Source organism: Achromobacter sp. RW408 (genome assembly GCF_003184165.1).
GTDB lineage: Bacteria > Pseudomonadota > Gammaproteobacteria > Burkholderiales > Burkholderiaceae_B > Achromobacter > Achromobacter xylosoxidans.
On record NZ_QHHO01000049.1, the window covers coordinates 1,013,104 to 1,039,271 of the forward strand.

23 protein-coding genes and 1 pseudogene are annotated in these 26,168 nt (G+C 69.9%); 11 read left to right on the forward strand and 13 right to left on the reverse strand.

The features are described from left to right. Nucleotides 1-356: pseudogene (locus DK459_RS24125) on the forward strand (MFS transporter); the annotation flags it as partial. Nucleotides 357-375: 19 nt separating this feature from the next. On the opposite strand, the gene DK459_RS24130 reads toward DK459_RS24125, so the two are convergent. The 5 genes from DK459_RS24130 to DK459_RS24150 form a co-directional block, all read right to left on the reverse strand. Beyond that, the gene (locus DK459_RS24130; protein WP_110135116.1) at nucleotides 376-1,116 is read right to left on the reverse strand and encodes an ABC transporter ATP-binding protein; all 741 of its coding nucleotides are present in this window, start codon (nucleotides 1,114-1,116) and stop codon (nucleotides 376-378) included. Next, nucleotides 1,104-1,922: an ABC transporter permease gene (locus DK459_RS24135; RefSeq protein ID WP_233256854.1), complete on the reverse strand. Its 819-nt coding sequence runs from the start codon at nucleotides 1,920-1,922 to the stop codon at nucleotides 1,104-1,106. The genes DK459_RS24130 and DK459_RS24135 overlap by 13 nt, the downstream gene beginning before the upstream one ends. Continuing rightward, nucleotides 1,919-2,932 (reverse strand): ABC transporter substrate-binding protein, encoded by a 1,014-nt coding sequence (locus tag DK459_RS24140; RefSeq protein ID WP_110135117.1) that lies wholly within the window; start codon nucleotides 2,930-2,932, stop codon nucleotides 1,919-1,921. The genes DK459_RS24135 and DK459_RS24140 overlap by 4 nt, the downstream gene beginning before the upstream one ends. A 218-nt stretch (nucleotides 2,933-3,150) precedes the next feature. Next, entirely contained in the window at nucleotides 3,151-4,920 is a 1,770-nt protein-coding gene (locus tag DK459_RS24145) for an acyl-CoA dehydrogenase (RefSeq protein WP_053499484.1), read from the reverse strand. A 34-nt stretch (nucleotides 4,921-4,954) separates the two neighbouring features. Further along, complete coding sequence (locus DK459_RS24150; protein ID WP_006384276.1) at nucleotides 4,955-6,592, reverse strand: acyl-CoA synthetase; 1,638 nt, start codon at nucleotides 6,590-6,592, stop codon at nucleotides 4,955-4,957. 195 nt (nucleotides 6,593-6,787) lie between these two features. On the opposite strand from DK459_RS24150, the gene DK459_RS24155 reads away from it, so the two are divergent. Beyond that, a complete protein-coding gene (locus DK459_RS24155) occupies nucleotides 6,788-7,498 on the forward strand; it encodes a Crp/Fnr family transcriptional regulator (RefSeq protein WP_024068468.1) in 711 nt (236 codons plus the stop codon). A gap of 13 nt (nucleotides 7,499-7,511) precedes the next feature. On the opposite strand, the gene DK459_RS24160 is transcribed toward DK459_RS24155, so the two are convergent. Next, nucleotides 7,512-8,240: an aspartate/glutamate racemase family protein gene (locus tag DK459_RS24160; protein WP_110135118.1), complete on the reverse strand. Its 729-nt coding sequence runs from the start codon at nucleotides 8,238-8,240 to the stop codon at nucleotides 7,512-7,514. Between the two features lie 21 nt (nucleotides 8,241-8,261). Beyond that, nucleotides 8,262-8,717 carry a MarR family winged helix-turn-helix transcriptional regulator gene (locus DK459_RS24165; RefSeq protein ID WP_006384279.1) on the reverse strand — a complete coding sequence of 152 codons (456 nt, stop codon included), beginning with the start codon at nucleotides 8,715-8,717 and terminating at the stop codon, nucleotides 8,262-8,264. Nucleotides 8,718-8,942: 225 nt separating this feature from the next. Between DK459_RS24165 and DK459_RS24170 the strand changes: the two genes are divergently transcribed. Then, on the forward strand, nucleotides 8,943-11,228 hold the full coding sequence (locus DK459_RS24170) for a nitric-oxide reductase large subunit (protein WP_006384280.1): 2,286 nt from the start codon (nucleotides 8,943-8,945) through the stop codon (nucleotides 11,226-11,228). A 175-nt stretch (nucleotides 11,229-11,403) separates the two neighbouring features. Next, a complete protein-coding gene (locus DK459_RS24175) occupies nucleotides 11,404-12,231 on the forward strand; it encodes an SUMF1/EgtB/PvdO family nonheme iron enzyme (RefSeq protein WP_049053820.1) in 828 nt (275 codons plus the stop codon). On the opposite strand, the gene DK459_RS24180 is transcribed toward DK459_RS24175, so the two are convergent. Next, on the reverse strand, nucleotides 12,126-12,974 hold the full coding sequence (locus DK459_RS24180) for a Crp/Fnr family transcriptional regulator (protein WP_233256855.1): 849 nt from the start codon (nucleotides 12,972-12,974) through the stop codon (nucleotides 12,126-12,128). The two genes, DK459_RS24175 and DK459_RS24180, sit on opposite strands and share 106 nt — an antisense overlap. A gap of 182 nt (nucleotides 12,975-13,156) precedes the next feature. Here DK459_RS24180 and nirK point away from each other — a divergent pair, with 182 nt between their 5' ends. From nirK to gorA, 4 genes are all read left to right on the forward strand, one after another. Then, the gene (nirK, locus tag DK459_RS24185; protein WP_006384283.1) at nucleotides 13,157-14,239 is read left to right on the forward strand and encodes a copper-containing nitrite reductase; all 1,083 of its coding nucleotides are present in this window, start codon (nucleotides 13,157-13,159) and stop codon (nucleotides 14,237-14,239) included. 13 nt (nucleotides 14,240-14,252) lie between these two features. Further along, nucleotides 14,253-14,579, forward strand: a complete 327-nt coding sequence (locus DK459_RS24190; protein ID WP_053499478.1) for a cytochrome c5 family protein — start codon at nucleotides 14,253-14,255, stop codon at nucleotides 14,577-14,579. A 285-nt stretch (nucleotides 14,580-14,864) separates the two neighbouring features. Next, the gene (gene aceE / locus DK459_RS24195; RefSeq protein ID WP_110135119.1) at nucleotides 14,865-17,525 is read left to right on the forward strand and encodes a pyruvate dehydrogenase (acetyl-transferring), homodimeric type; all 2,661 of its coding nucleotides are present in this window, start codon (nucleotides 14,865-14,867) and stop codon (nucleotides 17,523-17,525) included. Between the two features lie 212 nt (nucleotides 17,526-17,737). Then, complete coding sequence (gene gorA, locus DK459_RS24200) at nucleotides 17,738-19,096, forward strand: glutathione-disulfide reductase (RefSeq protein ID WP_024068473.1); 1,359 nt, start codon at nucleotides 17,738-17,740, stop codon at nucleotides 19,094-19,096. A 79-nt stretch (nucleotides 19,097-19,175) separates the two neighbouring features. Here gorA and DK459_RS24205 read toward each other — a convergent pair whose 3' ends face one another. After that, the gene (locus DK459_RS24205; protein ID WP_047992899.1) at nucleotides 19,176-20,012 is read right to left on the reverse strand and encodes a DUF72 domain-containing protein; all 837 of its coding nucleotides are present in this window, start codon (nucleotides 20,010-20,012) and stop codon (nucleotides 19,176-19,178) included. Between the two features lie 471 nt (nucleotides 20,013-20,483). Here DK459_RS24205 and DK459_RS24210 point away from each other — a divergent pair, with 471 nt between their 5' ends. Then, nucleotides 20,484-21,116, forward strand: coding sequence for a LysE family translocator (locus DK459_RS24210; protein ID WP_020927131.1), 633 nt, complete (start codon nucleotides 20,484-20,486; stop codon nucleotides 21,114-21,116). Nucleotides 21,117-21,127: 11 nt separating this feature from the next. Here the strand turns inward: DK459_RS24210 and DK459_RS24215 are convergent, their stop codons facing one another. Further along, nucleotides 21,128-22,693, reverse strand: a complete 1,566-nt coding sequence (locus DK459_RS24215; protein WP_190277665.1) for a PLP-dependent aminotransferase family protein — start codon at nucleotides 22,691-22,693, stop codon at nucleotides 21,128-21,130. Nucleotides 22,694-22,805: 112 nt separating this feature from the next. Between DK459_RS24215 and DK459_RS24220 the strand changes: the two genes are divergently transcribed. Further along, nucleotides 22,806-23,540, forward strand: a complete 735-nt coding sequence (locus tag DK459_RS24220; protein ID WP_054444154.1) for a GNAT family N-acetyltransferase — start codon at nucleotides 22,806-22,808, stop codon at nucleotides 23,538-23,540. Continuing rightward, entirely contained in the window at nucleotides 23,531-24,418 is an 888-nt protein-coding gene (locus DK459_RS24225; protein ID WP_110135120.1) for a DMT family transporter, read from the forward strand. Before DK459_RS24220 ends, DK459_RS24225 begins: the two co-directional genes overlap by 10 nt. A gap of 96 nt (nucleotides 24,419-24,514) precedes the next feature. On the opposite strand, the gene DK459_RS24230 is transcribed toward DK459_RS24225, so the two are convergent. The 3 genes from DK459_RS24230 to DK459_RS24240 all read right to left on the reverse strand — a co-directional run. After that, the gene (locus DK459_RS24230) at nucleotides 24,515-25,471 is read right to left on the reverse strand and encodes a DMT family transporter (RefSeq protein WP_006384500.1); all 957 of its coding nucleotides are present in this window, start codon (nucleotides 25,469-25,471) and stop codon (nucleotides 24,515-24,517) included. Continuing rightward, nucleotides 25,468-25,803 (reverse strand): co-chaperone YbbN, encoded by a 336-nt coding sequence (locus DK459_RS24235; RefSeq protein WP_006384499.1) that lies wholly within the window; start codon nucleotides 25,801-25,803, stop codon nucleotides 25,468-25,470. The genes DK459_RS24230 and DK459_RS24235 overlap by 4 nt, the downstream gene beginning before the upstream one ends. Nucleotides 25,804-25,819: 16 nt before the next feature. Continuing rightward, nucleotides 25,820-26,168, reverse strand: a 349-nt coding sequence (locus DK459_RS24240; protein ID WP_233256856.1) for a M20/M25/M40 family metallo-hydrolase, incomplete at its 5' end; no start/stop codon positions are given.

The window sequence follows — 26,168 nt, forward strand, 5'->3', positions numbered from 1 at the left end:
TGGCGCTGCTGTGCCTGGCCTGGGTGCCGATCGCCTTCCTGGACCAGAGCCTGTGGGCGCTGGCGCTGGGCGTGCTGCTGCTGGACATCGCCGCGCAGGCGCTGCACGTCACCAACCAGACCATGATTTTCGCCATCGGCGCGCAGGCGCACAGCCGGCTGGTGGGCGGCTACATGATGTTCTACGCGGCCGGCAGCGGCCTCGGGTCGATTGCCTCGACGTTCGTGTATGCGCGGGCCGGCTGGTTGGGCGTGTGCGCGCTGGGCGCCGGCCTGAGCCTGGTGGCGGCGGCGTTCTGGGCCTTGACGCTGCCGCGCAGGACGGCGCCGGGCGGCGTGGCGCCGCGCCGGGCCTGAGCCGGCGCGTCCCCCGGGTTCAGTGATGTTCCAGCGTGTGGGAGATTGCCGCCACTTGCCGCGCGAAGGCCGGGTCCGCCCGGTCGCGCGGGCGCGGCAGGTCGATGTCGTAGTTGCCGGCGATATTGGCCGGGCGGCCCCCCAGCACCACCACCTTGTCGGCCAGGAACACGGCTTCCTCGATGTCGTGGGTGACGAACAGCACCGCCGCGCCCGATGCCTGCCAGACGCGGATCAGTTCCTGTTGCAGGTTGCGCCGCGTGATGGCATCGACCGCGCTGAAGGGCTCGTCCATCAGCAGCAGGTCGGGCTTGACCGCCAGCGCGCGGGCGATGCCGACGCGTTGCGCCTGGCCGCCGGACAACTGGTGCGGCCAGCGGCGGCCGTAGTCGCCCAGGCCGGTCAATTGCAGCGCGGCGTCGATGCGCTGCTGCCGTTCCTGCCGATCCAGGCCCAGGCCTTCGAGGCCGTAGCCGACGTTGCCGCCGACCGTGCGCCACGGCATCAGGCGGCTGTCCTGGAACACCACGGCGCGGCTGCGGCGGCCGGGGCGCGCGGGCGCCTGGAAGCGGACCTCGCCGCCGGCGGGATCGGCCAGGCCGGCCGCCGCGCGCAGCAGCGTGGATTTGCCCACGCCCGAACCGCCCACCACGGCCACGAAGCTGCCCGCCTCGATCGCCAGCGACAGGCCCTGGATCACGGGCGCGTCGGCGCCCGGATGCCGGTACGAGAGTTTCGAGAATTCGATCACGGACGCCATTGCAGCACCTTGCTTTCGACCGCCGAGAACGCCAGGTCGCAGAGCGTGTAGACCAGCGAGATGATCAGCATGTAGACCACCACCGCGTCGTAGGCGCCGACGCCGGCGGCGGCGTTCATTTCCTGGCCCATGCCCGGCACGCCCAGCAGTTCGGCCGCGATCAGCGTCATCCAGGCCTGGCCGATGCCGGTGCGCACGCCCGCCAGCGCGCCGGGGGCGATGGCCGGCAGCGTCACGCCCAGCGCGCGCGCCAGGTAGCCGCCATGGCCGAAGGCGCGCGCCAGTTCGTAGTAGCGCGGGTCGACGTTGCGCACCGCGCCGTAGGTGGCGAAATAGTTGACCCAGAACACGCCGATGGCGATGACGAAGGCGGCGCCGGCGTGGCTGACCTTGAACCAGGCGATGGCGAACACCACCCAGGCCAGCGGCGGGATCGGCCGCAGGATGCGCGCCAGATAGGCTTGCGCCAGGTCGAAGCGCGGCAGCGTGGCGGCCGCCAGGCCGACGGCAAAACCCAGCGCGGTGCCGGCGGCCAGGCCCCAGAAGTAATGCACGAGGCTCGAGCCGATGGCCGGCAGCAGGCGGCCCGATTGCCATTCCTGGATCAGCGTGGCGGGCAGCGCGAATGGGTCGGGCAGGGTGCCCGGGGGCGCCCATTGCCAGATCAACGCGGCCTTCCAGATGGCGATGAAGATGGCCAGCCCGCCGATGCCGTACGCCGCCCGGCGCGCGGCGGCGAACCAGGGCGGCGTGCCCTTGCGCGCGCGCGGCGCGGGGGCGGCCAGGGCCGGGGCGGTCTGGCTCATTGCTTCTTGGCCTTGTCGTAGAAACGGGTGTCGAACAGCTGCCTGACGTCGACCTTGGCGGCCTCGACCGTGCCGAGGCTGGCCTGGAAGGTCTGCAGCTCGGCGGTGGCGTTGACGATGGCGTGCGGGTCGGCCACGAACTGGTCATGCGAATTGCGAATGGCCTTTTCCACCAGCGCGCGGTCCAGACGGCCGCCGCCGACGTATTTCTGCACGTGCGCCGCGGCGCGCGCCGGGTCATCGCGCAGCAGGACGGTGGCGGCCAGTTGGGCGTCGACCAGTTGCTGCACGGCCTCGGGGTGCTCGGCGATCAGCTTGTCGCGCACCAGCAGCACGGCGCCGGGCTGGTTCGGGAACAGTTGCGAGCCGCGCGCCACCACGCGCGATTCGGGGGCGCGGGTCAGCACGGTGGTGACGGTGGGTTCGAGGATGGCGGCGCCGTCGATGGCGCCGGTCAGCAGCGATTGCTGGATCTGCGCCTCGCCCTGGTAGATCAGGTCCAGGCTGGCGGGGTCCGCCTTCAGGCGGTTGCGCAGCCAGTATTGCAGCGCGGCCTCGGGCACGGCGCCCTTGGGGTAGCTGGCGATGACGGGTTTCCTGCCCTTGTCCTTGGCAAAGCGGGCGAACGCCGTGGCCGGATCGCCTGAGGCGAAATACGGCGCCAGCGCGCCCAGCGCGACCACGTTGACCTGCTCGACGATGTTGGAGGCCACCACCTTGATGCCGGCGCCCTTGGCGCTGGCCACCAGCGCCGGGCCGATGCCGACGTAGGCGACGTCCAGTTGCCCGGCCAGCAGCGCCTGGGTCAGCGCCGGACCGCTCTGGAACGACACCAGCTTGGGGGCCGGCACGCCCTTGGCCTGCAAGGTGCCTTCTTCCAGCGCCACGAACAACTGCGCGTCCGGCAGGATCGGCAGGTAGCCGATTTCGAGCGCGGGCGGCGCGGCGTGGACGGGGGCGAAGGATGTGGCGGCGGCGACGAGCGCGGCGGTGAACAGCTTGCGGAGCATGAGGGAAATGTCCTGAACGACGGCGCCTTGATGCGGCTGGCGGCTTGCCCGCGGGGCCGGGGTTTCCCGGATCCGCTTAATAATTTTAGATATGTTTATGTCTTTTCATTATTCTTTCTGGTTATATGCTTAACGGGGCCGTGTTCCATGAAAAAAGACCGCCGTGGCGGTCTTTCAGAAAGGAAGCCAGGGTCGCCGTCGCGGCGACCGGCGCGGCTTCAGGGCTGCACGGCATACTCGATCGAGCCGGCCACCACCGCCGCCAGCCCCGGCGCCTGGGTCAGCTTGTGCAGCGCGTAGGTCTGGGCCGTGGCGATCTTGGCCTGGTGGAAGGCCGGGTCTTCGTCCAGGTGGTCCAGCGACGCGAGCAGCGCGCGCGCCATCTGCCAGCCGGCCAGCACCGTGCCGGCCAGCAGCAGGTAGGGCACGCCCGAGCCGAACACCGCGTTGGGATGCGCGGCGGCGTTGGCCACCACGAAGTCGACCGTGTTGGCCAGCGCCAGGCGGCCCTGGCGCAGCGGCGTCAGCACCAGGCGCGCGGCCGGCTCGCTGCGCGCCTGCAGCGCCTCCTCGGTCTTGCGGATCTCTTCGATCAGCGCCTGCGCCACCGCGCCGCCATCGCGCAGCGTCTTGCGGCCGACCAGGTCGTTGGCCTGGATCGCGGTGGTGCCTTCGTAGATGGTGAGGATGCGGGCGTCGCGGTAGTACTGGGCCGCGCCGGTCTCTTCGATGAAGCCCATGCCGCCGTGCACCTGCACGCCCAGGCTGGCGACGTCGATGGAGGCTTCGGTGCACCAGCCCTTGACGATCGGCACCAGGAATTCCTGCACCGCCAGGTGGCGGGCGCGCGCCGCCGGGTCGGCGCTGGCGTGGGCCAGGTCGGCGTGGCCGGCGGTGTAGTAGGCCAGCGCGCGGCCGGCCTCGGTCAGGGCGCGCATGGTGCCCAGCATGCGGCGCACGTCCGGGTGCTGGATGATGGGCACGGCGTCGCGCGAGGAGCCGTCCACCGGGCGGCTCTGCACGCGTTCGGCGGCATAGGCCAGGGCGTGCTGGTAGGCGCGGTCGGCCACCGCGATGCCCTGCACGCCGACAGCGAAGCGGGCCGCGTTCATCATGATGAACATGGCGTCCAGGCCGCGGTTTTCCTGGCCCACCAGGTAGCCGATGGCGCCGCCCGCGTCGCCGAACTGCAGCGTGGCGGTGGGGCTGGCCTTGATGCCCAGCTTGTGCTCGATCGACACGCAGGTAACGTCGTTGCGCGCGCCCAGCGAGCCATCGTCATTGACCAGGAACTTGGGCACCAGGAACAGCGAGATGCCCTTGACGCCCTCGGGCGCGTCGGGCAGGCGCGCCAGCACCAGGTGGATGATGTTCTCGGCCAGGTCGTGCTCGCCGTAGGTGATGAAGATCTTGGTGCCCGAGATGCGGTAGGTGCCGTCGCCGACCGGCTGCGCGCGGCTGCGCAGCAGCGCCAGGTCGGAGCCGGCCTGCGGCTCGGTCAGGTTCATGGTGCCGGTCCACTGGCCCGACAGCATCGGGCCGATGAAGCGTTCGCGCAGCTCGGGCGAACCGGCCGTCAGCAGCGCCTCGACGGCGCCGTTGGTCAGCAGCGGACACAGGGCGAACGACAGGTTGGCGGCGTTGAGCATTTCGGAGCAGGGCGCGCCCAGGAGGCCGGGCAGGCCCTGGCCGCCGTATTCGGCCGGATGCGTCATGCCCTGCCAGCCGGCCTCGGCGTACTGGCGGAAGGCCTGCTTGAAGCCGGGCGAGGTGGTGACGGCGCCATCGCGCCAGGCGCTGGGCTCGCGGTCGGCGGGATGGTTCAACGGCGCCAGCACGTCGGCGGCGAAGGTGGCGGCTTCCTCCAGCACGGCCTGGGCGGTGTCGGGCGTGGCTTCGGCAAACTGCGGCAACGCGGCCACCTGCGGCAGGCCGGCCAGGTGGTTCAGCACGAACAGCATGTCTTTCACGGGGGCTTGGTACGTCATGGCGTCGGAGCTCCGAGGTCTGGATGAGAGGGAATCAGGTGGCGTCGATGGCGCGGGTGGAACCCACCGCGGCGCGCAGTTCGAATTTCTGGATCTTGCCGGTCGAGGTCTTGGGCAGTTCGCCGAACCGCACCGCGCGCGGCACCTTGAAGCCGGGCAGCAGCAGCTTGCAGTGGGCGATGATCTCTTCGGCGGTGGCGCTGTGGCCGGGCTTGAGTTCGACGAAGGCGCAGGGCGTCTCGCCCCATTTCGGGTCGGGCATGGCCACCACCGCCACGGCGGCCACGGCCGGATGGCGGTAGAGGGCATCCTCGACCTCGATGCTGGAGATGTTCTCGCCGCCCGAGATGATGATGTCCTTGCTGCGGTCCTTGATGCGGATGTAGCCGTCGGGCGTCATCACGCCCAGGTCGCCGGTGTGGAACCAGCCGCCGCCGAAGGCCTCGTCGGTGGCGCGCTCGTTCTTCAGGTAGCCCTTCATGCAGATGTTGCCGCGGAACATGATTTCGCCCACGGTCTGCTCGTCGGCCGGCACTTCCTCCATGGTGTCGGGGTTGCGCACCGAGACGCCGGCCTGCAGGTGGTAGCGCACGCCCTGGCGCGCGGTCAGCAGGGCGCGCTGTTCGTCTTCCAGGTCGTTCCAGGCGTCCTGCGGGGCGCACACGGCGGCCGGGCCGTAGACCTCGGTCAGGCCATAGACGTGGGTCAGTTCGAAGCCGATTTCCTTCATCTTGGCGATCACCGCCGGCGCGGGCGCGGCGCCGGCCACCATGGTGCGCACGGTATGGGTGATGCCGGCGCGCAGCTCGGCCGGGGCGTTGGCCAGCGCGCTCTGCACGATGGGCGCGCCGCAGTAGTGGGTGACGCCCTCGGCGCGGATCAGGTCGAACACGGTCTTGGGGTCGAACTTGCGCAGGCAGACGTTGACGCCGGCGCGCGCCGCCACGGTCCAGGCGAAGCACCAGCCGTTGCAGTGGAACAGCGGCAACGTCCACAGGTAGACCGGGTGCTTGGGCATGTCCCATTCGAGGATGTTGCTGACGGCGTTCAGGTACGCGCCGCGGTAGTGGTAGACCACGCCCTTGGGATCGCCGGTGGTGCCCGAGGTGTAGTTCAGCGCGATCGCGTCCCATTCGTCGGCCGGCGGGCGCCAGTCGAAGGTGGCGGGGGCGGCGGCCAGGAAGGCCTCGTAGTCGGTGGCGCCGGGCAGGGTGGCCGGGGCGCCGTCCAGGTCGTGCACCGAAATCACTTTCAGGTGCGGGAATTCGGCGCGGGCGCGCTGCGCGACCTCGGCGTATTCGGTGTCGACGATCAGCGCGCGGGCCTCGCCGTGGCCCAGCATGAACAGCACGCTGGGCGTGTCCAGGCGGGTGTTGAGGGTGTTGAGCACGGCGCCCAGCATCGGCACGCCGAAATGCGCCTCGACCATGGCGGGGATGTTCGGCAGCATCACCGCCACCGTGTCGCCGCGCTGGATGCCGGCGGCGGCCAGCGCGCCGGCCAGGCGTTGCGCGCGTTCGTAGGTCTGGGCCCAGGTACGGCGCACGGCGCCGTGCACCACGGCCAGGCGGTTGCCATAGACCTGCGCGGCGCGGGCGATGAAGTCGACCGGGGTCAGGGGCTCATAGTTGGCGTCACGGCGTGCCAGGCCGTGGTCGAACGTGCTGCTCATGCTTGTCTCCTGTGGGGCGCGAGTGCGCCCGGATATGCTTTTGTGCGGGAAACTTGATCTGGATCGCCGGGGTTGATCGTTGGCAGGAATCCCGCTGCTTGCTAGAGCTTATCGGCCGCCGGAAAATGGTGTCTGTCGCCTGCATGACAGACCTTTTTTCGGGCGTCCAACCCGCAGTTTTACACGGTTCTTTCCATGTCCGATGTTTCAAACATTGTTTCCCAGACCGAGCTGGCCGAACTGCTGCGCGGCTGCGCCTGGTTCGCCGCGCTGGACGCGCCGCACCAGGACCTGGTGCTGGCCACGGCGCGCGCCGAACACGTGGTCAGCGGCGCCTGGATCGCGCGCCGCAATGCGCCGTCGGATTACTGGCTGGGGGTGCATAGCGGCCTGCTGAAACTGGCGATCTACAACGAGTCGGGGCGCAGCTGCACGTTCTCGGGGGTGCCGCCGGGCGGCTGGTTCGGCGAGGGCAGCGTCATCAAGCGCGAGCTGCGCAAGTACGACGTGGTGGCGATCCAGCCGTCGCTGGTGCTGCTGGTGCCGGCCGCCACCTTTCATGCGCTGCTGGCCGCCAGCCTGCCGTTCTCGCATTTCGTCATCGGCCAGTTGAACGACCGCATGGGCGAGTTCATCGCCTCGATCCAGAACCATCGCCTGCTGGACGCCGATGCGCGCGTGGCGCAGTCGCTGGCGCAGTTGTTCAACCCGCAGCTGTATCCGTCCACCGACCTGACGCTGGCGATTTCACAGGAAGAATTGGGCTACCTGACGGGCCTGTCGCGCCAGCGCGTCAACCAGGCCTTGCAGACGCTGGCGGACCAGGGCGTGCTGGCGCTGTCGTACAACCAGATCAAGGTGCTGGCGCTGGATCGCCTGCGCCAGTACGGGCTGGACCAGCTCTGAACGCGCGTGCGCCTCAGGCCGCGGCGCGCGGCGGCGTAGGCGCGTTCAGGGCGCGATCCAGGGCCGCGCGCGCCAGGATGCGGGTGGAGTCCAGCGTCGGCAGCGCGCAGTTGGCGTCGTCCAGCACCAGCGGCAATTCGGTGCAGCCCAGCACCACCGCGTCGCAACCGGCGTCGCGCAGCCGCGCCACCACGCCTTGCAGCAAGGCCACCGATTCGGGCTTGAAGACGCCGTAGACCAGTTCGTCCATGATGACGCGCGCCAGCAGGTCGCGGTCGTCAGGCGCCGGGCGCACGTAGTCCAGCCCGCGCGCTCGTAGCTTGTCGGGGTAGACCGCGCTGTCGACCAGCCAGCGCGTCCCGAGGATGCCGATGCGGCGCAGGCCGCGCGCGGCCGCCACGGCGGCGACTTCCTCGGCGATGTGCAGCCAGGGCAGGGGCGAGCGCGGCAGCACGTGGTCCAGCGCCTGGTGGATGGTGTTGTCGGGGCAGACCAGGAAATCCGCGCCGGCGCGCGCCAACCGGTTCGCGGAGGTCAGCATCAGCGCGCCCACGCCGGCCAGGTCATTGCGTTCCAGGCACGCCACGTAGTCCGCCAGCGACAGGCTGTGCAACGACACCTCGGGGTGCGCGTGCGGCCCCAGGCGTTGGGCGCCCTCGGCGCAGATCGTGCGGTAGCAGAGCGCGGCGCCTTCCGCCGAGCAGGCGACGATGCCGATGTGCAGGGGCGGACGGGCGGGCATGCGGACTCCGTGGCGGCCGGGTCAGGCGGCAGGTTTGGACAAGGCCCGCGCATGGCGGGCGATCTGGCGGAATTGTTCGGCCATGGCGTCCTGCTGCGCTTGCGGCAGTTGCGACAGGAACAATTCGTCGATGGCCGGGCCGTAGACCTTCCACATCTTGCGCCGCAGCGCCAGGCCGTCCGGCGTGATGCGGGCATAGGTGGCGCGGCGGTCCTCGTCGGAACGGAAGCGCTCGACCAGCCCGGCGGCCTCGATGCGGTCCATCAGGCGCGTCAGGTTGTAGCGCGCGATGACCATGCGCTCGGCCACCTCGAACATGCGCGCGGTGCCTTGCGGCGCGCGCTCCAGTGCCCACAGCGCGTCATACCACGCCAGCGGCGGCAGGCCGGCGGCGGACAGTCGTTTCTCGATCTCTTCCACCACCAGCGCATGCGCGGTCAGGAAGAGGCTCCACGCGTCGGGCTTGCCCGTGGCCATGCGGTCGCTTCCTTTTGTCTAGAGATTTCGCAGCCCGGATTGTAGAGGCCCGGACCGCCGCTGGCAGGGTGGAAATCACCGCATGCCGGTTCTTTATACCCTGCCAGGTTCGGGTAGAAAGCACCGGCCCTGTTTCAAGTTGCTGATTTTCCTGGTTTTTTCCCTGGCACGAATTTCGCATGGGAGGGCATACCCCACAACGCAACACAGGAGGGTGTTCCCATCATGGGCCCGTATCGAAGGTTATGGTTCACGTTGATCGCCGTGTTGGCGGTCACGTTCGCATTGCTCGGCTTCTATGGCGGTGAAGTCTACCGACAGGCGCCGCCCATTCCAGAGGAGGTCGCCAGCGCCGACGGCACGCGCCTGTTCGGCCGCGACGACATTCTCGATGGCCAGACCGCCTGGCAGTCCATCGGCGGCATGCAGCTGGGCTCGATCTGGGGCCATGGCGCCTACCAGGCGCCCGACTGGACCGCCGATTGGCTGCACCGCGAGCTGATGGCCTGGCTCGATCTGGCGGCGCGCGATGCGCACGGCCGCGACTACGGCCAGCTCGACGCGCCGGCCCAGGCCGCGCTGCGCGAGCAGCTCAAGGCCGAGTACCGCGCCAACCGCGCGGACGCGGCCGGCGGCAAGCTCACGCTCAGCCCGCGCCGGGCGCAGGCCGTGGCGCAGACCGAGGCCTACTACGACCAGTTGTTCTCGGACGCGCCGGCGCTGCATCGCAGCCGCGAAAACTACGCCATGAAGGAGAACACCCTGCCGGACGCCAACCGTCGCCGGCAGATGACGCACTTCTTCTTCTGGACCGCCTGGGCCGCCGCCACCGAGCGCGAGGGCACCTCGGTCACCTACACCAACAACTGGCCGCACGAACCGCTGATCGGCAACCACCCCAGCAGTGAAAACGTGATGTGGTCGATCATCAGCGTGGTGGTGCTGCTGGCCGGCATCGGCCTGCTGATCTGGGCCTGGGCCTTCCTGCGCGGCAAGGAAGAGGACGAGCCGCCGGCCCCCGCGCGCGACCCGCTCACCACCTTCGCGCTCACGCCTTCGCAGCGGGCGCTGGGCAAATACCTGTTTCTGGTGGTGGCGCTGTTCGGCTTTCAGGTGCTGCTGGGCGGCTTCACCGCGCACTACACGGTCGAGGGGCAGAAGTTCTATGGCATCGACCTGTCGCAGTGGTTCCCTTATTCGCTGGTGCGCACCTGGCACATCCAGAGCGCGTTGTTCTGGATCGCCACCGGCTTCCTGGCCGCTGGCCTGTTCCTGGCGCCGCTGATCAATGGCGGGCGCGATCCGAAGTACCAGAAGGCCGGGGTCGACATCCTGTTCTGGGCGCTGGTGCTGGTGGTGGTCGGTTCGTTCGCCGGCAACTACCTGGCGATCGCGCAGATCATGCCGCCGGACCTGAATTTCTGGCTGGGCCACCAGGGTTATGAATACGTCGACCTGGGCCGCTTGTGGCAGATCGGCAAGTTCGCCGGCATCTGCTTCTGGCTGGTGCTGATGCTGCGCGGCATCGTGCCGGCGCTGCGCACGCCGGGCGGCGACAAGAACCTGCTGGCGCTGCTGACCGCGTCGGTCGGCGCCATCGGCCTGTTCTACGGCGCCGGCTTCTTCTACGGCGAGCGCACCCACCTGACCGTGATGGAGTACTGGCGCTGGTGGATCGTGCACCTGTGGGTCGAAGGCTTCTTCGAAGTGTTCGCCACTACCGCGCTGGCCTTCATCTTCTCGACGCTGGGCCTGGTGTCGCGCCGCATGGCCACCACCGCCAGCCTGGCCTCGGCCTCGCTGTTCATGCTGGGCGGCATTCCCGGCACCTTCCACCACCTGTATTTCGCCGGCACCACCACGCCGGTGATGGCGGTGGGCGCCAGCTTCTCGGCGCTGGAAGTGGTGCCGCTGATCGTGCTGGGCCACGAAGCCTGGGAGAACTGGCGCCTGAAGACGCGCGCGCCGTGGATGGAAAACCTGAAGTGGCCGCTGATGTGCTTCGTGGCGGTGGCCTTCTGGAACATGCTGGGCGCGGGCGTGTTCGGCTTCATGATCAACCCGCCGGTGTCGCTGTACTACATCCAGGGCCTGAACACCACGCCGGTGCACGCGCACGCCGCGCTGTTCGGGGTCTACGGCTTCCTGGCGCTGGGCTTCACGCTGCTGGTGCTGCGCTACATCCGGCCGCAGTACGCGCTCAGCCCCGGCCTGATGAAGCTGGCCTTCTGGGGCCTGAACCTGGGCCTGGCGCTGATGATCTTCACCAGCCTGCTGCCGATCGGCCTGATCCAGTTCCATGCCAGCGTCAGCGAAGGCATGTGGTACGCGCGCAGCGAGGCCTTCATGCAGCAGGACATCCTCAAGACCCTGCGCTGGGGCCGCACCTTCGGCGACGTGGTGTTCCTGCTGGGGGCGCTGGCGATGGTGGTGCAGGTCATCCTGGGCCTGCTCAGCGGCAAACCCGCCGCGGCCGAGCCGGTGCTGCGGGCCGAGCCCGCGCGCCGCTAGCTTGCGGGTCCGGCGTGGATGCGCGCGGCAGGCGCATCCGCGGGGCGGCGGCCTGCTGTTTGCGCCCGGTCCATTGCGCTCATTGCGCCAGCGCAAAGAGGACCAGGCCGGGCGGCGTTCCAATGACAGCGGATCCCGGGGCATCGTGACCCCGGGCGCAACCGGAGCGCCATCCATGCGCCGCCCGCTGGCCGCTGTCTTCCTGGTCCTGTTGACCGCCTGCGGGCCCGCCGAGCGGGCCCGTTCCCTTTCCCCCGACGTGTCGCGGCTGCCGCCGGGGCAGGTAGCCTACCTGCCGCCGGGCGAGACGCTGCGCAACGGCTATCCGGTGTCGCCGGCGCCGCTGCGCGCGGAGCTGGCTCGCGGCGTCGTCATCATGACGCGCCAGGTCAGCCAGGCCGAGTATGCGGCCTGTGTCCGCGCCGGCGCCTGCAAGCCGCTGGATCCCGGCTTCCGGGACCTGGATGCGCCGGACCTGCCCGCGATCGGCCTGAGCTGGAGCGACGCCTCGGCCTACGCCGCCTGGCTGTCGGACCGCAGCGGGCAGCGCTGGCGCCTGCCGACGTATGCCGAATGGGTCTATGCGGCCGGCGACGCCTACCGCGAGGAAACGCCGCTGCCCGCCTCGGACGCCGATCCGGCGCAGCGCTGGCTGGCCGAGTACGACGCGCAGACCCGGCGCGGCCAGGAAGCCACCGAGGTGCGCCCGTTCGGCGCCTATGGCACCAATGCCACCGGGCTGATGGACATGGCGGGCAGCGTGTGGGAATGGACCGATGACTGCTACACGCGGCGCATCCTGGCGCTCACGCAGGGCGGCGAGGCCGTGACAGCCGGCCCTGACGACGGCGCCGACCGCAACTGCGGCATCCGCGTCGCGGCGGGGCGGCACATCGCCTATCTGCCCGACTTCATCCGCGACCCCAAGGGCGGCGCCTGCTCGGTCGGCGTGCCGCCGGCCAACCTGGGGCTGAGGCTGGTGCGGGAGGACGGCCCGGCCTGAGGCGGCGGCCCGTCGATACAGGATGTGCAGCCCGCACAGGTCGGCGCCGCCGCGTGCGCGCCCACCCGCGCCAGCGCGGCGGGCGAGCGCAGCACGATGCGCTTGCGGCCGCTGTCGACGATGCCGCGCTGTTTCCAGCCGCTGAGCAGGCGGCTGACGGTGTGCAGGGTGGTGCCGGTCATCTCGGCGATGTCCTGGCGCGTGATGGGAAAGGCGATGCCGATGCCGTCGGCCGTGGGTTCGCCGGCGCTGTCCACCAGCCGCAGGATGGCGCGGGCCACGCGCTGCTCGACCTCGTCGTTGGACAGTTCCTGGATGCGCAGGTGCGCGTCCTGCAGCCGCCGGCCCATGGTCTGCAGGGCCTGCGCGGCCAGCTGCGGGTGGTGATTGGTGAAATGCTCCCAGAGCGCATCGGGCCAGGCCAGGCAGACGCTTTCCTGCACCGCCAGCACGGTGGCGGGATAGCGCGGCTGGCGCATGGCGCACGCCAGGCCGAAAAGATCGCCGGGATTGACGTAGCGCACCACCACCTGGCCGCCTTCGGGCGTGACCTGCGCCACTTTCAGGCAGCCGCTGAGCAGCACGAAGAAATGCGCGGCGCTGGCGCCCTGGTGGTAGACCACGGCGCCAACTTCGAGCCGGCAGGGCTGCGCGCCGCGCAGCGCGGATTCCAGCTGCGCCTCGGACAAGGGCTTGAAGAGATCCAGATTGCGCAGCAGGGCATGACAAAGGGGCGACGGCATCACGGGCTCCTGGCATGGGGGGATTGCGCTTTCATGGTGGCACCGCCATCCGGCCGTGGCAATGCGCGCGCGGCGCCAGGCTGGCGCCGAGTTTGCGCTACAGCAAAGAACGGGAAGGGCATGCGCCATTCAATAGGGTTGCCGACCTACACGGCAGTTGAAAACCCGATAAGGAGCTGGACATGAACGCATTACGGCCCACTTTGCTGGCGGCGGCGCTGGCTTTTACGATGGCCGCCGGGACCGCCTGGGCGCAGGACGCCGACAAGCTGCCCCATACCAAGGTCACGCTGGTCGCTCCGCCCCAGGTGCATCCGCACGAGCAGGCGACCAAGTCGGGCCCCAAAGTCGTCGAATTCACCATGACCATCGAGGAAAAGAAGATGGTGATCGACGACAAGGGCACGACGCTGCAGGCCATGACGTTCAACGGCTCCATGCCCGGCCCCACGCTGGTGGTGCACGAGGGCGACTACGTCCAGCTGACGCTGGTCAACCCGGCCACCAACGCCATGCCGCACAACGTCGACTTCCACGGCGCCACCGGCGCGCTGGGCGGCGCCAAGCTCACCAACGTCAACCCTGGCGAGCAGGCCACGCTGCGCTTCAAGGCCGACCGCAGCGGCACCTTCGTCTACCACTGCGCGCCCGAAGGCATGGTGCCCTGGCACGTGGTGTCGGGCATGAGCGGCACGCTGATGGTGCTGCCGCGAGACGGCCTGAAGGATCCGCAGGGCAAGCCGCTGCATTACGACCGCGCCTACACCATCGGCGAGTTCGACCTGTACATCCCCAAGGGCCCGGACGGCAAGTACAAGGACTACGCCACGCTGGCCGAAAGCTATGGCGACACGGTGCAGGTGATGCGCACGCTGACGCCGTCGCACATCGTCTTCAATGGCAAGGTCGGCGCGCTGACCGGCGCCAACGCGCTCACCGCCAAGGTCGGCGAGACCGTGCTGCTGATCCACTCGCAGGCCAATCGCGACACCCGCCCGCACCTGATCGGCGGCCATGGCGACTGGGTCTGGGAGACCGGCAAGTTCGCCAACCCGCCGCAGCGCGACCTGGAAACCTGGTTCATCCGCGGCGGGTCGGCCGGCGCCGCGCTCTACACCTTCAAGCAGCCTGGCGTGTATGCCTACCTGAACCACAACCTGATCGAGGCCTTCGAACTGGGCGCGGCCGGCCACATCAAGGTCGAGGGCAAGTGGAACGACGACCTGATGAAGCAGATCAAGGCGCCCGCGCCGATTCCGCGCTGACCAGGAGCCCGCCATGTCCCTCGCAATCAGATTGGCACTGGCGGCCGGCCTGGCCGTGGGCGGGTTCGCCCATGCCGCGGCCGACGCGCCGGCGCAGCTCGACCCGGCCGGTGAAAAGCTGTACCGCTCGGCCTGTGTGGTATGCCACGCCAGCGGCGTGGCCAACGCGCCCAAGCTGGGCGACAAGCAGGCCTGGGCGCCGTTCCTGGCGCAGGGCGCCGACGCGCTGCTGGCCACGGTGCTCAAGGGCAAGGGCGCCATGCCGCCGCGCGGCGGCACCGCCGCCGACGAGGCCACGCTGCGCGCCGCCGTGGCGTACATGATGGACGCCGCGCGCTAGGCGCGGACAGGAGCCCGGCCGCGATGGCCGGGCCGCTTCCTTCCTTCCTTCCTTCCCGCCTCGCCGTTGTCCCGCCCGCAGGTTGGCGCGGCCGCCTCCAAGGTTCCCGCCGTCGGGCCTGGTCCCGTGGGTGCCGTCCATGCGCTCAAATAGTTGCACTTGCAATTGTTCAAAAACCTCCATACGATTGCAATTGCACATTATGCAAATGCAATTCACGATGTGAAACGATGGCGCCGACCTTTCGTGTCCGGGCGCCGCTTGCGCACCACAAGGAGGATGCCCATGGAACCCGAGATCGACTGCGTCGACATCGACCCCGAAGAAACCAGCGAGTGGCTGGACGCGATGCAGGCTGTGCTGGCGCACGAAGGCCTGCCGCGCACGCATTACCTGCTGGACCGCCTGATCGACCAGGACCGCGCCCGCAGCGGCGGCTATGCCGCGGCCGGCGTCACGCCCTACGTCAACACGATCGGCCTGCCGGCCCAGGCGCCGTTCCCCGGCGACACCCGCATCGAGGCGCGGCTGGACGCCTATCTGCGCTGGAACGCCATGGCCATGGTGCTGCGCGCCGGCAAGCATTCCGGCGTGGGCGGGCACATCGCCACCTATGCCTCGGCCACCACCCTGTACGAAACCGGCTACCGCCATTTCTTCCGCGCCGCCACGCCGGACTACCTGGGCGACATGCTCTACATCCAGGGCCATTCGGCGCCCGGCATCTACGCCCGCGCCTACCTGGAAGGGCGCCTGTCCGAAGCGGAGCTGGACCGCTTCCGCCGCGAAATCGGCGGCGGCGGGCTGGCGTCGTATCCGCATCCGCGCACCATGCCCGGCTTCTGGCAGTTCCCGACCGTGTCGATGGGCCTGGGGCCGCTGATGGCGGCCTACCAGGCGCGCTACATGCGCTACCTGGAAGACCGCGGCCTGATCGCGGTGCAGGACCGGCGCGTGTGGGGCTTCCTGGGCGACGGCGAGCAGGACCAGCCCGAGACGCTGGCGGCAGTCGCCATGGCCGGCCGCGAAAAGCTCGACAACCTGATCTTCGTGGTCAACTGCAACCTGCAGCGCCTGGACGGCCCGGTGCGCGGCAACGCCAAGATCATCCAGGAACTGGAAAGCGTCTATCGCGGCGCCGGCTGGAACGTCATCAAGGTGATCTGGGGCGGCGGCTGGGACGCGCTGCTGGCGCAGGACCACGACGGCCGCCTGCGGCGCCGCATGATGGAATGCGTGGACGGCGAATACCAGGTGTTCAAGGCGCGCGGCGGCGCCTACGTGCGCGAACATTTCTTCGGCGCCGACCCGGTGCTGCTCGAGCGCGTGGCGCACCTGAGCGACGACGAGATCGGCGCGCTCAACCGCGGCGGCCACGACCCGGTCAAGATGCACGCGGCCTACGCCGCGGCGCTGGCGCATCGCGGCCAGCCCACGGTGATCCTGGCCAAGACCGTCAAGGGCTACGGCATGGGCGCGGCCGGCGAAGCCGCCAACACCAACCACCAGCAGAAGAAGATGGCCGACCCGGCGGTGCGCGCGTACCGCGATCGCTTCGACCTGCCGGTGCCGGACGAGCGCCTGGCGGACATTCCGTACCTCAAGCCGGAACCCGGCAGCCCGGAACAGGCCTACCTGGAAGCCGCCACCCGGCGCGCCGGCGGCCACCTGCCGCTGCGTCCGGCCGGCCCGGGCCCGCAGGCCACGCCCGCGCTGGAAGCCTTCGCCGCGCACCTGAAGGGCAGCGACGGCCGCGAATTCTCCACCACCATGGCGTTCGTGCGCATCCTGGCGCAGTTGCTCAAGGATCCGCAGATCGGCGCGCGCGTGGTGCCCATCGTGCCCGATGAATCGCGCACCTTCGGCATGGACGGCATGTTCCGCCAGGTCGGCATCTACTCGCACGTGGGCCAGCTGTACACGCCGCAGGACGCCGACCAGCTCAGCGTCTACCGCGAGGACCGGCGCGGCCAGATCCTGCAGGAAGGCATCAATGAATCGGGCGCCATGGCTTCATGGATCGCCGCCGCCACCGCCTACAGCACCCATGGCGTGGCCACGATCCCGTTCTACATCTTCTATTCGATGTTCGGTTTCCAGCGCGTGGGCGACCTGGCCTGGGCGGCGGGCGACATCCGCGCGCGCGGCTTCCTGCTGGGCGCGACTTCGGGCCGCACCACGCTGGAAGGCGAGGGCCTGCAGCATGACGACGGCCACAGCCACGTGCTGGCCTCGGTGATCCCGTCGTGCATCGCCTACGACCCGGCCTACGCTTACGAGATCGCCGTGATCGTGCAGGACGGCATGCGCCGCATGTACCTGGAGCAGGAAGACGTCTTCTACTACCTGACGCTGATCAATGAGAAGACCGCCCATCCGCCGATGCCGGAAGGCGCCGAGGCCGGCATCCTGAAGGGCATGTACCGCCTGCGCGAGGGCGCGCCGGGCGAGGTCCGCGCGCAACTGCTGGGCAGCGGCGCCATCCTGGGCGAGACCCTGGCCGCCGCCGACTTGCTGCAACAGGACTTCGGCGTGGCGGCCGACGTCTGGAGCGTCACCAGCTATTCCGAGCTGCGCCGCGACGGCCAGGAGACCGAGCGCTGGAACCGCCTGCATCCGCTGGACGCGGCGCGCCAGGGGTTCGTCGAAACGCGCCTGGCCGACACCTCGGGGCCGGTGATCGCGGCCACCGACTACATGAAGACGGTGGCCGAGCAGATCCGTCCTTTCGTGAGGCGCCGCTACGTGACGCTGGGCACCGACGGCTTCGGCCGTTCGGATACGCGCCAGGCGCTGCGGGCGTTCTTTGAAGTGGACCGGCACCACATCGCGCTGGCCACGCTCAAGGCGCTGGCCGACGACGGCGTGCTGCCGGCGGAGCGGGCGGCCGAGGCGATCCGGCGCTACGGGCTGGATCCGGAGGCGGTGTCGGCGGCCTTGCCGTAGGGCGCGCGGGCGGCCGGGCCGCGACGCCGGCATCCTGTCACCGGGTCGCGCCGGCGCGGTGACGGGCCGCTGGTCCGTATCCGCGCCGGATCTCCGACGGTGTGACCGGCCGGGGCTGGGGGCATGGCGGCCGACGGGGCCGCACTGGTGCAAAATAGCGCTTCTCCCGACAGTGAAATGCGTCCCGGCAGCGGGACGGCGAAGGAAACACCATGGCATTCGATTTCGACCTGTTTGTGATCGGCGCGGGCTCCGGCGGCGTGCGCGCGGCCCGCTTCGCGGCCGGTTTCGGCGCCCGCGTGGCGGTGGCCGAAAGCCGCTACCTGGGCGGCACCTGCGTCAACGTGGGCTGCGTGCCCAAGAAGCTGCTGGTCTACGGCGCCCACTACAGCGAAGACTTCGAACAGGCCCACGGCTTTGGCTGGAACGCCGGCCAGCCCAGCTTCGACTGGCCCACGCTGATCGCCAACAAGAACCGCGAGATCGAGCGTCTTAACGGCATTTACCGCAACTTGCTGGTCAATAGCGGCGTGACGCTGCTGGAAGCCCACGCCCGCATCAAGGACCCGCACACCGTCGAGGTCGACGGCAAGTCCTATACCGCCGCCAACATCCTGGTGGCCACCGGCGGCTGGCCCCAGGTGCCGGACATTCCCGGCAAGGAACACGCCATCACCTCGAACGAGGCCTTCTTCCTGAAGACGCTGCCGCGCCGGGTGCTGGTGGTGGGCGGCGGCTACATCGCGGTCGAGTTCGCCTCGATCTTCAACGGCATGGGCGCGCAGACCACCCAGGTCTACCGCGGTCCGCTGTTCCTGCGCGGCTTCGACCAGGCGGTGCGCGAGCACCTGCGCGACGAACTCGCCAAGAAGGGCATCGACCTGAAGTTCAACGCCGAGGTGGCGCGCATCGACAAGCGCGCCGACGGCACCCTGGCCGCCACGCTCAAGGACGGCGGCGTGATCGAGGCCGATTGCGTGTTCTACGCCACCGGCCGCCGGCCGATGCTGGACAACCTGGGCCTGGAGAACACCGGCGTCAAGCTCGACGACAAGGGCTTCATCGCGGTGGACGACGAATACCGCACCAGCGAACCCTCGATCCTGGCGATCGGCGACGTCATTGGCCGCGTGCCGTTGACGCCGGTGGCGCTGGCCGAGGGCATGGCGGTGGCGCGCCGCCTGTTCCGCCCGGAGGAATACCGCAAGGTCGACTACAAGCTGATTCCCACCGCCGTGTTCAGCCTGCCCAACATCGGCACCGTCGGCATGACCACCGAAGAGGCGCGCGCGGCCGGCCATCCGGTCAAGCTGTTCGAAAGCCGCTTCCGTCCCATGAAGCTGACGCTGACCGAATCGCAGGAAAAGACCCTGATGAAGCTGATCGTCGACGCCGACACCGACAAGGTGCTGGGCGTGCACATGGTCGGCCCCGACGCCGGCGAGATCGTGCAGGGCATCGCCATCGCGCTCAAGGCAGGCGCCACCAAGCGCGTGTTCGACGACACCATCGGCATCCATCCCACCGCCGCCGAGGAATTCGTGACGCTGCGCACGCCGGTCGCGAATTGACGCCGTCGCCGGTCCCCGGGGCCGGCATCCTTTGACGGCCGGCACAGCCGCGCCAGGCGGCCCGGCACGGCCGCGCCGGCTACAGCCGCTCGATCATCGCGCGCGCCGCCGCCGGCGCGCGCTCCTTGGCGCCATTGATGAAGAAGGCGAAGACGTCGCGCGGGCGCGTCGCGCCCGACGGCTTGCGCGTGCCCACCCGTGGCAGGTCGTCCGGATCGGCGCCGCGCGCCCAGGTGCGCAGGCGGTCGGCCCAGGCGTCCAGCACCTTGGGCGCATAGCCGGCCTTGAAGGCGGTGCTGGCGCGCATCAGCCGCGCATAGATGAAATCGCCGGTGGCATCGGCCAGCGAGGGGTAGTCTTCGCTGTCGGTGTAGACCGTGGCCACGGCGTGGCGGCGCGCCAGGGCCAGGTATTCTTCGCAGGCGAAGCTGGCGTGGCGCACGTCCATCACGTGGCGCAGCGGCAGCCCGTCCACCGCGTCCGGCAACAGCGCCAGGAAGGCGCCGAAGTCGTCGGCGTTGAACACCTTGGTGGGCGCGAACTGCCACACGATCGGCCCCAGCTTGGGGCCCAGCTCGGCGATGCCGCCGTGCACGAAGCGATGCACCGATTCCCCGGCGCCGGCCAGTTCGCGTCGGTTGGTGGCATAGCGCGAGGCCTTGAGCGAGAACACGAAATCATCTGGCGTCTCGTCGCGCCACTTGGCGAAGGTGGCCGGCTTCTGGCTGCTGTAGTAGGTGCCGTTGACCTCGATGGCGGTGAGCTGGCGGCTGGCGTATTCGAGTTCGCGCGCGTGCGGCAGGTCGTCGGGGTAGAAGGCGCCGCGCCAGGGCGCGTAGGTCCAGCCGCCCACGCCGACGCGGATGGCGCCGGCACGGCCGGCGGCGGGCGTGGCGGGTGATGATCGTGGTGGCATGCGTGGATCCTTCCGGGGCTTGCGGCCTTAGGGCCTGTTCACACTAAAAGGAGCCTCGCACAGGCCGGTAATCGGGCGCCAGGCTAGGCGCGGTCGCCGCCGCGTGGCTGTGCCACGCAAGGTGAGCGCAACGACGCCTGGCGCCCGATTACCGGCCTGCCCGAAGGGTGAGTACCCAAATGAGCGCCTCTCAGCGTTGCGAATGCTCGCCGGGGACCTGCCACGACTGCGCTTCGCGCCTTGATAGTCACTCATTTGGGTACCCATGCGAGGCTCCTTTTAGTGTGAGCAGGCCCTAGCCGATCACTGTATACCTCGCGGCCGCCGCGGCCCATCCGGCGACATTTAATCGCCGCCGGTGTGTTGTTTCCAGGCCGCCACGCCGCGCGAAAAAATCCGCTGTTCCGATACAGATTTCAGATAACGTGGCTGTTCATCTTCCCACTACCGACCGGCTCGCGCCGGCGCATCATGCCTGACATCGCCAATCTCCTGACGTTCGCCCTGGTCGCCCTGGGCATGGTGCTCACGCCCGGGCCCAACATGATCTACCTGGTGTCCCGCTCGATTTCGCAGGGGCCCAAGGCGGGGCTGATCTCGTTGTCCGGCGTGGCGGTGGGCTTCATCTTCTACGTGCTGTGCGCGGCATTCGGCCTGACGGTGCTGCTGATGTCGGTGCCGTACGCCTACGACGCGCTGCGCTTCGGCGGCGCGCTCTATCTGCTGTACCTGGCCTGGCAGGCGGTGCGCCCGGGCGGGCGTTCGCCGTTCCAGGTGCGCGAGCTGCCGGCCAGCAGCCCGCGCACGCTGTTCACGATGGGGCTTTTGACCAACCTGCTCAATCCCAAGATCGCCGTGCTGTACGTGTCGCTGCTGCCGCAGTTCATCCAGCCCGACCATGGCAGCGTGTTCACCCAGTCGATCGCGCTGGGATTGACGCAGGTTGCCATCAGCCTGTCGGTCAACGCCGTCATCGCGATCATGGCGGGTTCGATCGCCGGCTTCCTGGCCGGCCGGCCGCTGTGGATCGCGGTCCAGCGCTGGCTGATGGGCACGGTGCTGGCCGGCCTGGCGCTGCGCATGGCGCTCGATTCGCGCCGCTGAGATTCAGCGTTTCAGTGGCGCAGCGCCGCCGCCAGCTTGCCCAATTGCCTGACCAGCGCCGGGTAGCGGTCGGCGCTGGTGTTGCCGTAGCCGATCACCAGGCCGTTGTCCTGCGGCTGCGGCGTGATGGCGAAAGTCGACAGCGCGTTCGGATTCATGCCCAGCCGGCGCGCCTGCTCGACGACGGCGCGGTCGGGCACATCGGGCGGCAGCCGCACCGTCAGGTGCAGGCCGCTGTGGCCGCCCAGCACTTCATGGTCGATGCCCAGGTGTTGCGCCAGCGCCTCGCGCAGCGCCGCCTGGCGCTCGCGGTACAGCCGCCGCATGCGGCCCAGGTGACGCGAGAACTGGCCGTTTTCGATGAAGGCGGCCATCGTCAGCTGTTCCAGCCGGTGCCCGCCGCGCAGCATTTCCACGATCGAAGGCATGGCCGGCCCGGCGATCGCCTGCGGCAGCACCAGGAAACCCAGCCGCAGCGCCGGGAACATGGTCTTGCTGAACGTGCCCACGTACAGCACCGGCGCGTCGGGCAGCAGGCCCTGCATCGCGGCGATCGGCTCGCCCTGGTGGCGGAATTCGCTGTCGTAGTCGTCCTCGATGATCCAGGCGCCGGCGCGGCGCGCCCGTTCCAGCAGGTCGAGCCGGCGCGCCAGCGACAGCACGGCGCCGGTCGGGTACTGGTGCGTGGGCGTGGCCTGGATCAGGCGCGGCGGCCGGGTGCGCCAGTCGTCCTCGCTGATGGCCAGGCCGTCGGCGTCGACCCGCATCGCCACCACGTTCAGGTCGCCCGCGTGGAAGGCCGACTTCGCGCCGCGGTAGCCGGGTTCCTCCAGCCAGGCGGTGTCGCCGGGATTGGTCAGCAGTTGCACGCACAGTGCCAGCGCGCCCTGGGCGCCTTCCGTGATGACGATGCGCGAGGCATCGCAATTGACCCCGCGCGACACCCGCAGGTACTGGGCGATGGCTTCGCGCAGCGCGGGTTCGCCCACCGGCGGGCCGTAGCCCAGCGTGGCGGCGGGCGCCGCCTGCAGCGCCCGGTCCTGGGCCCGGCGCCACGCGCTGATGGGAAACTGGGTCAGCGCGGGGGTGCCGGGCGTGAGCGGCAGCGAGCCATCGTTGGGGGCGCGCGTCGCGATGATGCGCGACAGGCGGGCGGCGGTGCGGAAGACGGGCGCCTCGGGCCGGGACGCCTGTCCCGCGGCCGGCCCGGGGGCCGGTCTGGCCGCCTGCTCGGCGGCGCGCCGGGTGGCCTGTTTCGCCGCGCTGGCGGCGGCGGCCGACAGCGGCGCCACGCGCGTGCCCTGGCGGTCGGCGATGACGTAGCCTTCGGCGGTCAACTGTTCGTAGGCGATCAGCACGGTGTTGCGCGAGATGCGCAGTTCGTCGGCCAGCACGCGCGAGGCCGGCAGCTTGCCGCCCGCCGGCAACTGGCCCGCCAGGATGGCCTGCTTGAGCCGCTGGATCAGCTGGCGCTGGCGCGGCAGGGCGCCCGGGCCGCGCGCCAGCGGGCTGGAGAGCAGGGCGGCAGGTTCTGTCATGGCTCTATTAAATTTACGGACCGTGGTGCTTTTTATCATGCCACGGTTTGGCTATCGTGAGAGCGTGCCAGGGTCCGCCGTGACGGAAATTCCCCTGGCGGGCGTCCGCCATTGGCGGCGGCGTTCCCCCAACCTGGAGAGGCCTCGCAGCATGCAACCGCGCGTCAATGCATATCAACAACCCATCGGCCCCGACCTGTCCGGCTGGACGCCGCGCCCGCGTCCGCCGGTGGCGCCGGCGCAGGGCCGCTACTGCCGCCTGGAGCCACTGTCAGCCGAACGCCACGCGGCGGACCTGTACGCCGCCTTCAGCCAGGCGCCCGATGGCCGCGACTGGACCTACATGAGCGTCGGTCCCTTCGCCGACGCGGCCGCCTACCGCCAGTTCGCCGAGCAGGCGCAGGCCCATGCCGCCAGCGATCCCATGCACCATGCGGTCATCGACCTGGCCAGCGGCCGCGCGATCGGCTCGTTGTCGCTGATGCGCATCGACCCCGCCAACGGCGTCATCGAGGTCGGTTTCGTGGCGTTCTCGCCGCTGCTCAAGCGCACCCGCATCGCCACCGAGGCGCAGTTCCTGCTGATGCGCCGCGCCTTCGACGAGCTGGGCTACCGTCGCTATGAATGGAAGTGCGACAGCCTGAACGCGCCGTCGCGCGCCGCTGCGGCCCGCCTGGGCTTCCAGTTCGAAGGCATCTTCCGCCAGGCCACCGTCTACAAGGGCCGCAGCCGCGACACCGCCTGGTTCTCGATCATCGACAGCGAATGGCCGGCCCTGCGCGCGGCCTATGAGAACTGGTTGAGCCCCGACAATTTCGACGCCGAGGGCAACCAGCGCCAGGGCCTGGCGGAGCTGATCGCCCGGGAAAAGGCCGCGTGCGCCTGATCCCGGTTGCGTTGGCGCTGTTCTGGGGCCTGAACTGGCCGGCGGTCAAGATCGTGTTGTCGATCTGCCCGCCGTTCACCCTGCGCCTGCTGGGGCTGGGCAGCGGCGCCTTGCTGCTGCTGGCGCTGGCGCGCATGAAAAGGCTGGCGCTGCTGCTGCCGCGGGCCTCGTGGCCGGGCATCGTGGTCGGCGGCATCCTGGCTGTCGCGGTGTTCAACCTGGCGGTGGCCTGGGCCCAGCTCAGCACCAGCACGTCGCGCGCCGCCGTGCTCACGTTCACCATGCCGATGATGTCGGCATTGCTGGCCTGGGCGGTGCTGGGCGAACGGCTGGACCGCCGCCGCGGCCTGGCCTTGCTGCTGGGCGCCGCCGGCGTGGCGGTGCTGGCCTGGCCGGTGCTGCGCGCCATCTTTGCCGATCATGACCTGGCCGCCGCGCGCGGCCTGGTGTTCCCGCTCACCGCCGCCTTCGGGTGGGCCGCCGGCACGGTCTACCTGAAGCGCTGGCCGGTGATGGGCCACCGCATCGTGGTGACGGCCTGGCAGCTGGCGGTGGGCGCGGCCTGCGCGCTGGGCGGCGTACTGCTGGCGGGCGAAGCCTTTCCGACGCAGGGCTGGAGCGCGCGCGTGGCGGGCGCGCTGGCGTTCCACATCGTGCTGGGCACGGCCGTGGCGTACTGGCTGTGGTTCGTGCTGAGCGAACGGGTCAGCGCGACGGTGGCGGCCTTGACCACGTTGATGGTGCCGGTGGTCGGGGTGCTGGGCGCGATGGCGCTGGTGGGGGACCGCCCCGATGCCGCCGACTGGTGGGGCTTCGCGCTGGTGCTGGCGGGCGCGGCGTTGATCGTGTTGAACCTGGGCGGCGGGCGCCGGGCCTGAGGGCCGGCGCATCGATCCGCGCTTCGGCCCGGGCATGCCCCGGACCACAACCGGCGCACCGGCCGGCGTGCCAGCCCGCGTGCCGATCCGCGCAATTCAGGCGCGCTTGCCGCGCCGCAGCTTCTCGCGCAGCAGACCGGCGCCGCTCACCAGCGAGATGCCGGCCAGCACCATCAGCGCGCCGACGACGAAGGCGCCGTCCAGCGGTTCGTCCAGGATCAGCACGCCGAACGACACCCCGAACAGCGGCGTCATGAACGACAGGATCGACAGGCGCGAGGCCAGGTAGCGCCGCAGCAGCCAGAACCACGCCAGGTAGCTCGACAGCGCCACCACCACCGACTGGAACGCCACGCTCAGCATGGCCGCAGGCGTGTAGCGGATGCCGGCGTTGCCGGTGGCCGCCGCATAGACCAGCAGCACCAGCGCGGCGATCGCCATCTGGTAGAACAGGGTCTTGGAAGGCGCCGCTTCCGACAGCGCGGTGCGGCGGATCGCGACCGTGGTGGCGCCCCACAGCAGCCCGCCCAGCAGCCCGAGCGCGTCGCCCAGCAGCATGTTGCTGGCGGCGTTGGCCGCCTGCGGCTGGCCGTTGCCCAGGAAGGCCACGGCGATGCCGCCAAAGGCCACCGCCACGCCCAGCCATTGCAGCGGCGCCATGCGTTCCTCGGGCACGCGCCAATGCAGGCCCAGCGCCGTGAAGATCGGCGCGGTGTACAGGAACACCGACATGTGCGAGGCGGTGGTGTAGACCAGTCCCTGCGCGATCGCCAGGAACTCGAAGCCGAACAGCAGGCCCACCAGCACGCCGGCGCCCAGCGTGCCGTCGCGCAGCGCGCGCGAACCTTCGGCGCGCCACACCACCGCGCCCAGCACCAGCGCGGCGAAGGCCGAGCGCAGGCCGACCTGCATGATGGGCGAGATGTCGGCCGCCACCAGCTTGATGGCGATCTGCTGGAAACCCCAGCACACGCACAACAGCAGCATCACGCTGGTGGCCAGCGTGTCCAACGCCCGGCGGGACGGGGCCATGGCGGCGGCGACGGCGCTCATGGCAGTTCGGCCGGGTAGCTGTCCAGCGCCAGGCCGATCTGCTGGCGCAGATCCCATTCGGCCAGGCTGGCCTGCACCGGGCCGAAGAAGGCGCCGTCACGGGTCACGAACATGGCCGGCAGGTGGAAGACCTCGTAGCGTTCCACCAGGCCGCCGTTCTCGCCGGCGTCGACCCAGCACACCCGCTGCACCGGCAGGTCCAGCTTGGGCAGTTGTTCGCGCGCGATGCGGCAGGTGCCGCAGGTGCGGCTGTGGAACACCAGCAGCGTGAGGCCGGGCGTGTCCAGCAGGTAGCGGTCGGCGGTGCTGTCGTTCAGTTCTATTTCTTCCATGGCGGCGTCGGGGTAGTTATCGGGACAACACGCGATCCAGTTCCAGCACGGTCTGGTACAGCACGCGGGTGCCGTCCAGTAGCTGCTTCGGCTCGACCCATTCCTCGGGGCAGTGGCTGCGCCCGTTCAGGCAGGGGATGAAGATCATGCCGATGGGGCCGGTGGGCGCCATGTAGACGGCGTCGTGGCCGGCGCCGCTGGGCAGGCGCATGCTGGCGTAGCCGAGCTGGTCGGCGGCGGCCTGTACCGCGTCCATCACCAGCGGCGTGCAGTCGGTGGGCTGGGCCCGGCTCAGTTGCACGAAGCCGGCGGTCAGGCGCAGCGCCTTCAGGTCGGCGGCCACGCCGGCCATCAGCGTTTCGGGG